This is a genomic window from Chitinophaga niabensis, assembly GCF_039545795.1.
GTDB lineage: Bacteria > Bacteroidota > Bacteroidia > Chitinophagales > Chitinophagaceae > Chitinophaga > Chitinophaga niabensis_B.
Map to the genome: position 1 here is coordinate 822,720 of NZ_CP154260.1, position 12,770 is coordinate 835,489.

12 protein-coding genes and 2 tRNA genes are annotated in these 12,770 nt (G+C 44.7%); 9 read left to right on the forward strand and 5 right to left on the reverse strand.

Annotated elements, in window-relative coordinates:
- Nucleotides 1-597: an IMPACT family protein gene (locus AAHN97_RS03535; protein WP_343306175.1), complete on the forward strand. Its 597-nt coding sequence runs from the start codon at nt 1-3 to the stop codon at nt 595-597.
- On the opposite strand, the gene AAHN97_RS03540 is transcribed toward AAHN97_RS03535, so the two are convergent.
- The gene (locus AAHN97_RS03540; protein ID WP_343306176.1) at nt 592-1,824 is read right to left on the reverse strand and encodes a DUF6786 family protein; all 1,233 of its coding nucleotides are present in this window, start codon (nt 1,822-1,824) and stop codon (nt 592-594) included. The two genes, AAHN97_RS03535 and AAHN97_RS03540, sit on opposite strands and share 6 nt — an antisense overlap.
- 194 nt (nt 1,825-2,018) lie before the next feature.
- On the opposite strand from AAHN97_RS03540, the gene AAHN97_RS03545 reads away from it, so the two are divergent.
- Nucleotides 2,019-2,091 (forward strand) — tRNA-Gly (locus AAHN97_RS03545).
- Between the two features lie 183 nt (nt 2,092-2,274).
- Here AAHN97_RS03545 and AAHN97_RS03550 read toward each other — a convergent pair.
- The gene (locus AAHN97_RS03550; RefSeq protein WP_343306177.1) at nt 2,275-2,472 is read right to left on the reverse strand and encodes a hypothetical protein; all 198 of its coding nucleotides are present in this window, start codon (nt 2,470-2,472) and stop codon (nt 2,275-2,277) included.
- A gap of 129 nt (nt 2,473-2,601) precedes the next feature.
- Nucleotides 2,602-3,639 carry a glycosyltransferase family 2 protein gene (locus AAHN97_RS03555; RefSeq protein ID WP_343306178.1) on the reverse strand — a complete coding sequence of 346 codons (1,038 nt, stop codon included), beginning with the start codon at nt 3,637-3,639 and terminating at the stop codon, nt 2,602-2,604.
- A 127-nt stretch (nt 3,640-3,766) separates the two neighbouring features.
- Here AAHN97_RS03555 and AAHN97_RS03560 point away from each other — a divergent pair, with 127 nt between their 5' ends.
- The 7 genes from AAHN97_RS03560 to AAHN97_RS03590 all read left to right on the forward strand — a co-directional run bounded on the left by AAHN97_RS03560 (nt 3,767) and on the right by AAHN97_RS03590 (nt 10,271).
- A complete protein-coding gene (locus AAHN97_RS03560) occupies nt 3,767-4,909 on the forward strand; it encodes a sensor histidine kinase (RefSeq protein WP_343306179.1) in 1,143 nt (380 codons plus the stop codon).
- 54 nt (nt 4,910-4,963) lie between these two features.
- Nucleotides 4,964-5,050, forward strand: a tRNA-Leu gene (locus AAHN97_RS03565).
- Between the two features lie 183 nt (nt 5,051-5,233).
- On the forward strand, nt 5,234-6,370 hold the full coding sequence (locus AAHN97_RS03570) for a TlpA family protein disulfide reductase (RefSeq protein ID WP_343306180.1): 1,137 nt from the start codon (nt 5,234-5,236) through the stop codon (nt 6,368-6,370).
- Between the two features lie 300 nt (nt 6,371-6,670).
- Entirely contained in the window at nt 6,671-7,930 is a 1,260-nt protein-coding gene (locus AAHN97_RS03575; protein ID WP_343306181.1) for a DUF2130 domain-containing protein, read from the forward strand.
- A 62-nt stretch (nt 7,931-7,992) separates the two neighbouring features.
- Complete coding sequence (locus AAHN97_RS03580) at nt 7,993-8,613, forward strand: HAD family hydrolase (protein ID WP_343306182.1); 621 nt, start codon at nt 7,993-7,995, stop codon at nt 8,611-8,613.
- A 364-nt stretch (nt 8,614-8,977) separates the two neighbouring features.
- On the forward strand, nt 8,978-9,622 hold the full coding sequence (locus tag AAHN97_RS03585) for a DUF4136 domain-containing protein (RefSeq protein ID WP_343306183.1): 645 nt from the start codon (nt 8,978-8,980) through the stop codon (nt 9,620-9,622).
- Between the two features lie 25 nt (nt 9,623-9,647).
- Nucleotides 9,648-10,271, forward strand: coding sequence for an outer membrane beta-barrel protein (locus AAHN97_RS03590; protein WP_343306184.1), 624 nt, complete (start codon nt 9,648-9,650; stop codon nt 10,269-10,271).
- 267 nt (nt 10,272-10,538) lie between these two features.
- Here AAHN97_RS03590 and AAHN97_RS03595 read toward each other — a convergent pair whose 3' ends face one another.
- Nucleotides 10,539-11,525 (reverse strand): FAD:protein FMN transferase, encoded by a 987-nt coding sequence (locus tag AAHN97_RS03595; RefSeq protein ID WP_343306185.1) that lies wholly within the window; start codon nt 11,523-11,525, stop codon nt 10,539-10,541.
- A 25-nt stretch (nt 11,526-11,550) separates the two neighbouring features.
- Nucleotides 11,551-12,729: an acyl-CoA dehydrogenase family protein gene (locus AAHN97_RS03600; protein WP_343306186.1), complete on the reverse strand. Its 1,179-nt coding sequence runs from the start codon at nt 12,727-12,729 to the stop codon at nt 11,551-11,553.
- Nucleotides 12,730-12,770 lie beyond the last annotated feature (41 nt).

Below are 12,770 nucleotides of genomic sequence, written 5' to 3' on the forward strand. Positions count from 1 at the left end.
ATGGAAGTTTACTATACAATAGAAAAGACAGCAGTAGCGGAATTCAAGGATAAAGGAAGTAAGTTCCTCGCATATGCCTACCCCGTTAAAACACCAGACCAGGTAAAAGAGTGTCTGCAGGAAGTAAAGAAGGAACATCCCAAAGCAACACATCATTGCTATGCCTACCGCCTGGGAACAGATGGTCTGCAATTCCGTGCAGTAGATGATGGAGAGCCTTCCGGTTCTGCCGGTAAACCCATCCTGGGGCAGATCGACAGTAAACAGTTAACTGATGTACTGGTAGTAGTGGTGCGTTATTTTGGCGGAACATTACTCGGCGTGCCCGGTCTCATCAATGCCTACAAAATGTCCTGCGCCATGGTATTGCAGCTCATCCCTGCCGTACAAAAGAACGTGGAAGCAAAATACCGCCTTGTATTTGATTATACCATCCTGAATGATGTGATGATGGTAGTGAAACAAAATAACTGCACCGTATTGAAACAGGATATCCAGCTTTTCTGTGAAATGGAGATAGGCATACCCAAGTCCAGCCGGGACCTTACCCTGCTACGGTTAAAGGATATCTATAACCTCGAAATAAAAAGCCTATAGTGCTTTTTTGATCTCCGCTAAAGTAACCCCGAATACTTTTTTCACAATAGGATCAAGGTGTTTATCATCCCCGCTGAGATGAATGGTGCGGTGATAATGTTCCATACTACCGCCTGGTTTTAAAGCCGCAGCAGGAGAGGAGCTTTCCAGTTCATAGAAATTACCCAGCTGTGGCTGGCCTTCAGCAGGAGGCCCATCGTTATATGCATTAATGGCATCACCATTAAAAGGAAATGCCTGTATACCCCAGGATGAATTCACATACCGCTGTGTGGTAGTAGGCATCGTGAATTGTACTATAGTCAGCAGCTTATGTGCTGCATCATAACTCCCCAGGTAATTATAACCGGCATGCTGCTTTAATCCTATCTTACTACGGTATTTCCCGTCTGCTTTAAAGTACACGATCTTTTCGTTTGCCCGTAAACGTTCCTGCGGTACTTTCCCGAAATAATTATCATTTACAGTACCGCCATTCCGTACAGGGATCATCACCGTATTATTTTCAGCTGCTACAAACATACCCAGGATCCATACGGATGGCATGCCATAAGCTGTATCCCATTTATGCTGTCCTGTATTACTGATACGGTTGGCGGAATGAAAAGCCACTGCCTGCACGCTTTTATGCAGATCAGCACCAATGTAATTCCTTACATCCCTGCGTGCTATGAGTGTAATAGTTCGGGTGGCTTTGATATCAAACACATGGCCTTTGTAATTGGTGAGTTGCATATCCCGCTCAAAGGTAACAGCACCCTTTGTTTTGGAGATCAGTTTAAATGCTTCCGTATCCAATGCCGCAGGTACCTGCCAGTGGGCAAGATCAAATGGATCCCCCGGTGCAAAATAGAAACTGTTCTGGCTGCCTTCCGGTCCCAGCCAGAATCTATCCTCACCACCATATGCATTAATATGAGCTTGTGTTTTCTCTGATGCAATCAGATCATGGTTCAGCCAGCCAAGACTTCTTCCATCATCACCTGCTGCAGTACTGGTCATCACTCTTCCCTGCCAGGCCGGTACAATTGCAATCGCTGCTTTGCTGGTACTATCCGTTAATACCACCGTTTCCACATATTCTTTCAGGAATGCAACATCCGCCCCGAAATTATCGGGCCGGGTGATCATTTCTTTCTTATCTGGCTGCTGGGCCTGCTCCTGTTGCTGAATACGCTGGCCGCAGGCCATCAAAAACAGGGCGCCATAGAGGATGCATTTTCTCATGATATGGTAATGTCCGGCGGAATAATTCACAATTATAGAATTTAAATTTCAATTCAGCTAGCTGTTCAATCGTTCTCCTGGCGATCATTATTTTGTTTCGCGGGATTGATCATTTAATTTTCTTTCCTGAATGCTAAAAAATATTTGCAGGATTCAATCTGTTTCCTATTTTTGCAATCCCAAAACGGGAAAGCGCGGAAGTAGCTCATTTGGTAGAGCACGACCTTGCCAAGGTCGGGGTGGCCGGTTCGAGCCCGGTCTTCCGCTCAAAAACAAAAAGCCTGGTTGATCGTCAACCGGGCTTTTCTGCGTTCAGGGAAAGGCATTCCTATACCTTAGATAGGCTTGACATAGGCTCAAGATAGGGGTAGATAAGTTCTTTCATAGCTTTGAGGATATAAAAAAGCCGCACTCAGCGAGCGCGGCTTTCAACATATCGTTCTGAAAAGATTATTTATACTTCGGTTCGTATAAGGAACTTTCATTTACCTGCACCTTAGGTTTACCCTTGTAACGGTGTTGCCACAGCTTAAAGGAACCGCCCACCAGAAAAGCCACAATACAGGCTAATTTTACATAAAACAGGAAACGGGAGGAAGACACCCAGTCACGGGTAAAATCATTCGTATTTTCAACTGTATGCGCCATATAGATTTTTTTCGTGTCACAAACTTACAAAGTAAATCCACAATGTCCAAATATGTAAATAAAATCTATAATTGTTGCCCGCTGAAAATCAGGATGGATAAGGGCTGTGTGATCACTGGCTGATAAAAATCACTTTTTCAGCTGTGTCAGTTCGTTAAATTTTTGCTTGTTGAGGAAGTAATACCGCCAGATCATGATTCCATGAAAAACACCTTTCAGATCGTATAACCGTTTACGCGGAAATACATCCTGCAGTTTCTTCTCTTCCGTACGGCGCCATCGGTAATAATCCCGGTAAGCGCGGAAAATAGCCATCATGTCTCTCGGTTTGCCGGAAACAAGACTTTTAAAAGCCGCCAGGAGGTCTAAAAAGTGCCTTTGGGAAAGAATGATCCATTGCTCTTTAAAATGGAGGTTTTTGCAGAGCATGATCAGGTTATTGCGGAAATTCAGGTACAGTTTACGGGGATTACCCTGTGGCAGGCTGCCGCCGCCCACGTGGTAAACAACAGATTGCGGGCAGTAAGTGATCCTGTAGCCGGCACGCTGCAGCCTCCAGCAAAGGTCCACTTCTTCCATATGGGCAAAGAAATAAGGATCAAAACCACCCACTTCAAAGAAATATTTGGAACGGATGAAGAGTGCAGCGCCTGTAGCCCAGAAAATATCCTGCGGATCGTCATACTGGCCTTTATCCGTTTCAATGGTGTAAAGGATCCTGCCACGGCAGAAAGTATAACCCAGGATGTCCATCCAGCCGCCGGCGGCACCGGCATATTCAAAATCTTCCCGGTCCTGGTAGCCCCTGAGTTTAGGCTGGCAGGCTGCAATGAGCGGGTCCTGCTGCATTTGCGCGATCACGGGATTGATCCAGTCCGGCTCTACTTCCACATCCTGGTTCAGGAGAACAAAGATATCCGCCTGCACATGTTTCAGGGCCTCGTTGTAACCACCTGCAAAACCTGCATTGCTGGCATTACGAATGATCTTAACTTGCGGAAAATCAGATGTTACATAAGCCAGGCTGTCGTCTGTAGAAGCATTATCCGCCACATAGATCTCCAGGTTGTCATACCGGGATGCACAAACGGATGGCAGAAAGCGTTCCAGGAAAGCTTTTCCATTCCAGTTTAATATAACCACAGCTACCGAGGGCAATACCTGCAAAAGAGATCCGTTTTATCCGTGACGAAATATTTTTTAGCAGTTGCAAATATGCAACATTGCCTCCGAATATTATTAATTTAGTTGATAGTTAACAGTCCTTTGATTGTGGCTTTACTTAAACAAACAGATGTTTAAACAGTACATTGGTTGGAAGTTTACGTTGATTTCGGTAGCAGTGGTCATTATTGTGACCACTATCTGGTTCGTCAACAGCCTTACGGAAAAAATACAGCAGGAGGAAACAAAGAAAGTAGCTACCTGGGTGGAAGCCTACCGGGAACTATTGCAGGCTTCTCCGGATGCGAACCTCAACCTGGTAGGGGAGATCATCACCACCAATACCACCATCCCCATGATCCTCACAGATGATCATGGTACCATCATTGACCACCGGAATTTTGATTCCTCTAAGGTCGTTGGCCAATCTACTTTCCTGGATGAGCAGCTGCGTTCTTTTAAGAAACAGCATCCGCCCTTTATCATGGCCATTGATGCACATTCTAACAACTATATCTATTATGGCGATTCCCTGATCCTCAAACAGATACGTTACTACCCCTACATCCAGTTACTGGTAGTGACTTTGTTCATTGGTATTGTATTATTTGCATTGTCTTCTACCAATAGGGCCACGCAAAACCTGGTATGGGTGGGTATGGCGAAGGAAACTGCCCATCAGCTGGGTACCCCTTTATCTTCCATGGAGGCCTGGTTGGAGATCCTGAAAGAAAAGGAAGAGAACGAACCCCTGGCCAATGAACTGGCCAAAGATGTGAACCGCCTGAAACTGATTTCAGACAGGTTCTCGAAAATAGGCAGTGTGCCTAACCTGGAAGAATGTAACCTCGTAGCCCAGATAGACAATATGGTGGCCTATATCCGGAAAAGGGCACCACAGAAAGTAACCCTCTCCCTGCAATCTGCTGAACAGGAAGTAAGCGCCATGATCTCACCACCGCTGTTTGACTGGGTGGTAGAGAACCTGCTGAAAAATGCACTGGATGCCATGGAAGGAAAAGGAAGTATTACCGTAGTAATAGAAAACCATCCCGCACATATAACAGTAGATGTAACGGATACCGGAAAAGGCATCCCGAAAGCCTTCCATGATAAAATTTTCCACCCCGGTTTCAGTACAAAAAAGAGAGGCTGGGGATTGGGCCTATCCCTTGCCAAACGGATCATTCAGGACTATCACAAAGGCCGTTTATCCGTGAAATGGTCAGAGGTGAATAAGGGTACAACCTTCCGGATTTGGCTGCGAAAATGAAAATATATTTGCTTATATTTAAAAAGGCTTTATTTTTGCACACCTTATAACGCTGCGGAGGTGGCGAAATTGGTAGACGCGCTACTTTGAGGTGGTAGTGCCTGAAAGGGCTTGGGAGTTCGAATCTCCTCTTCCGCACCATCAAATTAGAAGGAGTTATTTCTTAACAGAAATAGCTCCTTTGTATTTTAGACCTATCCTGGTCAATTGAAGATCAGCATTCCCCAACTTGTTAAATTCTATGTAATATTCTCCCACTTCAAAAAAAGTCATCAACTGTTGATTAAATTCGGATCCTGGTTAAAACATCAAAATCATTGACCCATGATATCCTGTTTTAGAAAGCTACTCTCCATCATTTTTCTTTTAGTCAGTGTTTCAACCTTTGCAAATGATTCCTCCTATGTCAAATTCAACTTTGTTGATTCGTTATCCACCGGAAAATTCGGGATCACAATCTATGACGGCATTCAGGAACATCGTATAAACCCTCAAAATATAAGGGCCTGGCATGGGGAACTATTCGCTCCGTATGGACTTATTGTCATAGCCTACGAAGCTACAGATACCAACTTTATTGTAAGGAAGGCTTTTTTTGAAAAAGGCTCCTCGGAAGTATTCCTGATCGCTTCTCCCATAGCGGGACAGCACTATTCCATTGATGAAAGATCATCCATAAATATTATCCCATACAGTAAAATGGGAGGAGCTGCATATGATGCATTCACAAAGGAAAAAATTGATGCCTTTAATACTTTCTATCATAAGAACAAAAATAGTCTCGGGAGAGACACCCTTCTTGTCAAAAGGGCCTTTGCGTTGGCAGACTCGGTAAGGCTTAAGAAAATGGAATTTATCAGGCAATTCCCGGAACTGTACATATCATTCTTCGCCTTTGCAACCGAAGGTTTTGCGAAAGCAAACGACCTGAGCCCAAAAGAGCTGATGGAATTTTATAACACGGTGCTCCCGGATAAATTTAAAAAGTCTAAAGCAGGCGATCATCTTGCTGGAATTATCCGGAACAAGATAGCGCTGACCTCCAAAAATAACTTTCCTGATTTTTCGGTCGTAGATATGAATGGCAACAAGATTGAACTGTCAAAGCTCAGAGGGAACTATGTGCTGATACAATTCTGGGCTTCCTGGTGTATCCCCTGTATAGCAGAAGTGCCGGATCTGAAGAAAATAAATGATAAATATGGTAGCTCGGCGTTCAAGCTTATTTCCTTCAGTATCGACAAGAGCCTTTCATCCTGCCGGAAAGCTATTGAGAAAAATGGAATGAACTGGGCGCAGGTAATGGGGGACGATCGCCTCTATAATTCGCTGGGGTACGTCTCAATACCTCAACTTTACCTGATAGACAAAACCGGGCGCACTATTTACAATAGCAAAACAATAAACGATACTGATCTAACGCTATTGAAGAAATTGCTTTCCGAGCATCTCGGTCAGTAAAGGGTTTGGCTTAAATTGTTATTATTCAATGGATTAACCTTTCAGTTTTAAAAAAAGAACCTGCCAGGAATAGCAGGTTCTTGTGAACAAAAACCATCATTAAACACATCGCTTCAAAAGTACATTTACGCATCCGCACGCCGTTCAAAAAACACCAATACTTTCTTTGCTCACACCAATAATATCTCCGGATTTCGGATGTACACGCACCGCAAAAAATCGCCTACCTTTACATATCGTTTAATCATGTGAATTATGGGAACTTCGATCACTTGTCCTAGTTGTAAACACCAGTTTGTTATGGAAGATGCATTTGCCGCTGATATTGAGCGGGAGATGCGTGGTAAGATGGAAACAGAATGGCGTAAAAGAATGGAGTCTTTACAGGCACAAAAAAATGAAATGGAGCAACAGCGCCAGCAGATCCAGCTGGAGCGGCAACAGGTATCGCAGGAAAAGCAGCAGCAGGAGGAAGAACTGAACAAACGCCTGCAAGCCGAAAGAGCCAAACTCCAGGAACAACTCTCTGAAAATATACGCAAAGATGTAAGTGCAGACTTCGAGAACCAGCTCCGCCTCATGAAAGAAACGCAGCAGGAGAATGAAGAGAAGCTGAAAGAAGCGCGTGCAAAAGAACTGGAATTCCTGCGTAAAACACAGGAACTCAATAACCGGGAACAGGAAATGGAGATAGACCTCCAGAAACGCCTGCTGCAGGAACGTAGCCAGTTGATGGAACAGGTACGGAAAGAAGAAACGGAGCGCAACAGCTTAAAAGAAACGGAAAACCAGATGCGTACCAAAGAACTGGAAAAGCAACTGGAAGACCAACGCAAACTGGTGGAAGAAATGCGCCGCAAAGCAGAACAGGGCTCCATGCAGTTGCAGGGAGAAGTGCAGGAGCTGGCCCTGGAAGAAATGCTGCGCACTCATTTCCCTTTCGATGCCATCTCTGAAGTAGGGAAAGGCGTAAGAGGAGCAGACTGTATCCAAACGGTACGGAACCAGTTCGGCCAGGAATGCGGGAAGATCATTTATGAAAGCAAACGCACCAAAGACTTTTCAAAGGAATGGCTCGAAAAGCTGAAAGCAGATATGCGCAGCCAGGGAGCAGATATAGCGGTACTGGTAACCCAAACCATGCCCAGGGACATGGAACGTTTCGGAGAAAGAGACGGTATCTGGGTATGTACTTTCCATGAGGTGAAAAGCCTCACCTTTGTACTGCGGGATGCCATCATGAGGGTATACAACGTTTCCAAAAACCACGAAAACAAAGGGGATAAAATGCACCTGCTCTATCATTACCTTACCAGTGGCGAGTTTGCAGAGCAATGGAGTGCCATCAGGGAAGGTTTCAGGGCCATGAGGACCAGCATCCAGAAAGAAAGGGAAGCCATGGAAAAACTCTGGAAAGCCCGGGAAAAGCAGCTGGAGAAAGTATTGCTCAACGCTGCCCATATCAAAGGTTCTATTGAAGGTATTGCCGGCAGCGATTCCGTAGACCTTGAGTTACTGGATGACGCTACCGATGCCCTGCTTGCCGCGGGAGAAGAATGATCTATGAAAATAATTCTATATAAATCCTTGCAAGGTTAATTTTAGCGTTATACATTTACTCCATGAAGAACCATGCCTACCATTCTGTCATTTTTGATCTGGGAGCTGTGCTTGTTGATTGGAATCCGCGTTATCTATATAGCAAGATCTTCGCCACACCTGAAGAAGTAGAACATTTCCTGGAACACATCTGTACTTCAGACTGGAATGAAGCCCAGGACGAAGGCCGTACCCTCCAGGAGGGTACAGACCTGCTGGTAAGCCAATTCCCCGAACATGAAGCTTCTATCCGCGCCTTTTACGGAAGATGGAAAGAAATGCTCGGTGGACCCATCCCCGAAACCGTAAAGATCCTGCAGCAATTAAAAGAAAGCGGTCAGTATAAATTATATGCCCTCACCAACTGGTCCAACGAAACCTTTCCCATCGCATTGATGGAATATAAATTCCTGCAATGGTTTGATGGCATCGTAGTGTCCGGCAAAGAAAAACTCCGCAAGCCATCACCTGATTTTTATCAGCTTTTGCTCGATCGCTATGAAGTGAACAAAGCAAATACTATTTTTATCGATGATAATTTACGCAACGTAAAAGCGGCTGAAGCGTACGGAATTGAGAGTATCCATTTCCAATCATCTGCTCAGTTAGAAGAAGAACTCAGAAAACGTGGAATACTGAACTGATATAGTTATCATAATATACTACTGCAAAAAATAATATTCAAATTCGAGAATATATACTTTAAATCCCCCATGCAAACCGCCTCCCCGGGCGGTTTTTGCTTTAACATTTCTTTAAACCTATTTTAACGTTTCTCCTGTAAACGAAAGTAACATTCTTCTGTCTATAGCGTTCAATAATTGATTGGTCGGTTGTGCAATTGATTGTGAAGATGATTATGTGTGTTTGGCAGAGAAGTAGCGTGCAGATGAACAGTGTAATGAACGATGATGAACGTCCGTTTGTCCGGTTAACTAGTAATGCTTATGAGTAAAAGCGGACGTCATCACCGGCCATCCTAAGAACCAGTAGAAAAAATTAACACATATGAAAAGAACAGGAATGATCTTAAGTGCAATTGCCGTTGGCGCCCTGTTGTTCAGCAGTTGCAGAAAAGAACCACTCAATGACATGACGGAAGAAGAATCCCGTATTTACGTTACCAACTATAACGACTCAGCAGACTTTACGTCCTACAAAACGTTCAGTATTGTAGATTCTGTTGCCGTTATCAGCAATAGGGCAGATGCCAAAAAAGAGTTGACAGCCTATGATGCGAAATTGCTGAATAGCCTGAAAACTTCGCTACAGGGCAGAGGTTATACATTAGTGGATAAAGCTGCGAAACCGGACCTCGCCGTGAACGTGAGCCGCATCGATAACACCACTACTTCTATCGGTTACATCCCAGGTTACTGGACAGGTTTCCCGGGATATTGGGATTCAGGCTACTGGGGATATCCCGGCTTTGATTACTGGTTCCCTTCTTACTATTCAGTGTTCCGCACAAGAGAAAAATCTGTTGTAGTGGACCTGGTAGATCTGAAGAATGCACCGCATGCAGATAACAAACTGAATGCTATCTGGAATGCCATGTTACGTGGTACAGGTGTATGGAACAGTGATAACATTGACTCAATGGTGAAAGCAGTGTTTGATCAGAGCGCGTATCTGAAAGCGAGCAATAATTGATTGGACCAGCTAAAAAAGTAGAAAAATGAAAAGTATTAAAGTAATTATATTATTGATGATCGGCTCGCTGGGTGTGCATAGCGCCTTTGCCCAAAGTAGCCGCCCGCCGGTTTCTTTTAATGTGAACTATTCCATTGCACAGCCATTGGGTTCACTGAGCGATTATGCAAAGAACACCAGCTTCCGTGGATGGACCGCAGGATTTAATTATGCTATCAACGATCGTTTGAGCGTAGGTGGTAAAGTAGGGTATGCGGATTTTTATGAAAGATTCCCCCGTGCAGTATATCCCGGTAAAGGAGAAGATGTGTCTGCCGTTCAGACGCATACACTGCAAACCATTCCCATCCTTGCCACAGTGCAGTATAATCTTGCTAAAGCAGATGCCCGCGTAATCCCATACGTTGGTGCAGGTATCGGTACAGCAAATATGAACTACGAAAAGTACTGGGGTGAGTTTGTGGAAAAAGAGAACAAATGGGCCTTTCAGGTGAGTCCTGAAGTAGGTATCAATATACCTTTTGGTAAATATTCTCCAGTAATGCTGAATGCGAATGTGCAGTACAACTATGCGCCTTTCAAAGTAAACGAGATCACAAATTTTAACTCGATACAAGCAAATATTGGACTAAAGTTCCATATCCAATAAACCAAGTTAACGGAACATGTGAGAATGGCGGGGCTGTCTGAGGACAGCCCTTTTTTTATGTTATGAAAAGTTTAGGAGCGCACCTTGCTCACAGCATCCTTTATTCTGCAAAGAAGTCAGGAGAATATATTCACAAATCTTGCCCACACAACATCTTTATTCTGCAAGAAGTCAGGAGAATATAATCACAAATCTTGCCCACACAACATCTTTATTCCGCAAAGAAGTCAGGAGAATATATTCACAAATCTTGCCCACACAACATCTTTATTCCGCAAAGAAATCAGGAGAATATTTTTCCCGCACCTTGCCGGCGTCATCCTTATACACATAAAAAGCCTGCAGCTTTAACTTAGGATGTTCGCTGATGAATTGCAATCCTGCATCCACACCTAGAATAATAAGCACATTATCGAAAGCATCTGCCGTCATCGCATCCGGCGCAGTAACTGTAACGGAAATAATATTGTTATGCAGGGCCTGACCCGTACGGGGATCAATAGTATGTGCAAAGCGGGTACCGCCTTCATCAAAGAACCGCTGATAATTACCACTGGTAGCTACGCCTTTATTCTTCAACCGTAATAATGCCTGCACAGGCTGGCCGGCACTGTCTGTATCCGGCGGCCTTTCTATACCAACACTCCAGGGTTGGCCTTGTGTATTTACACCCGATGCTACCAGTTCGCCCCCAACATCTACCAGAAAATTATGAATACCCATGGCATGCAAAAGCCTGCCCACTGCATCTGAAGTATATCCCTGTGCAATACCATTGCAATCTATCTCCATACCTTCTCTTTTTTTGATCAGGTATTTTGTACGTACGGTGAGCATATTATAATCCACTAATCGCCGCTTCATGGCAATATCTGCCTGGGATGGCTGCCCGTTATGTCTTATAACACCAAATCCCCAGAGATCTACTAATGGTTTGATGGTAATGTCGAACAACCCGTCCGTGAGTTTGCTTACTTCCTGCGCTTTGCGCACCACAGTACGCATGTGATGGTCCATCACAACCTGTGGCCCTTTGTTGAACCGGTTGATCAAGGAACTGGGGAGATAAAGTGACATAGACCGGTCTATCTGCCTGAACAGGTCTTCCACATCTTCACGGAGGGAAGTAGTATCGTTACTGGTGTATTTGACGATGTAATAAGTGCCCTGCGCCTTTCCCTGGAAGCTGATCAGCTTCTGGGCAGAGGTGCTAACGGAGATGCATATACCAATTAAAAAGAGTAAACCCTTCATGTCTCTAAAATAAGCAATCCATTTTTCAGGAAAAAGCATTCAGCCCTGTAATATCCATGCCGGTGATCAATAAATGTACTTCATGTGTGCCTTCGTAAGTGATCACACTTTCCAGGTTCATCATATGCCGCATGATAGGGTATTCCCCGGAAATGCCCATGGCGCCCAGGATCTGACGTGCTTCCCTGGCAATATGTACGGCTGTTTCGCAGGAATTCCTTTTAGCCATGGAGATCTGTTCCGCCGTTGCTTTTCCTTCATTGCGTAGTACACCCAGCCGCCAGTTCATCAACTGTGCTTTGGTGATTTCGGTGATCATTTCCGCCAGTTTCTTCTGAATAAGCTGAAAACCGCCGATAGGCCTGTTGAACTGTACCCGCTCTTTTGCATAACGTAATGCCGTATCGTAACAATCCATGGCAGCACCGATAGCGCCCCAGGCAATCCCATAACGGGCAGAGGATAAACAGGAGAGAGGGGCTTTAAGCCCTTTTGCATCCGGCAGGATATTGGTTTTGGGAATGCGTACATTATCCATCACCAGCTCCCCGGTAGCACTGGCACGCAGGCTCCATTTATCTTTTGTTTCAGGCGTAGAAAAACCTTCCATACCGCGTTCCACAATCACACCGCGGATCTTTCCTTCAGGATCGCGCGCCCATACCAATGCAATATCTGCAAAGGGGGCATTGGAGATCCACATCTTGGCACCATTCAGTAAAATATGATCGCCATCATCATCAAAATAAGTAAGCATGCCGGCAGGGTTGGAGCCAAAGTCAGGCTCTGTGAGTCCAAAACAACCCATCACTTCTCCCGTTGCCAATTTGGGGAGGAAACGTTCTTTCTGGGCTGCACTGCCGAATGTATAAATAGGATGCATCACTAAAGAACCCTGTACAGATGCAGTGGACCTTATGCCACTGTCTCCCCGTTCCAGTTCCTGCATCATTAAGCCATAAGCAATGTAGTCGAGCCCTCCGCCACCTGATTCTACAGGAATGGTAGGACCAAAACAACCAAGACTGCCAAGCCCCCTGATGATCTGGACAGGAAATTCTGCACGTTGGCAGTAACCATCAATAACAGGAGAGATCTCCGTTTTTATCCATTGCCGCACAGAGGCCCGGATCATTTTATGTTCTTCCGTCAAAAGTTCATCTATCTGGAAATAATCAGGCGATTCAAACAAGTCTTGATGCATAGCATTCCATTTTAAGAGGGGAGCAGGTTATAGCCCTCGGC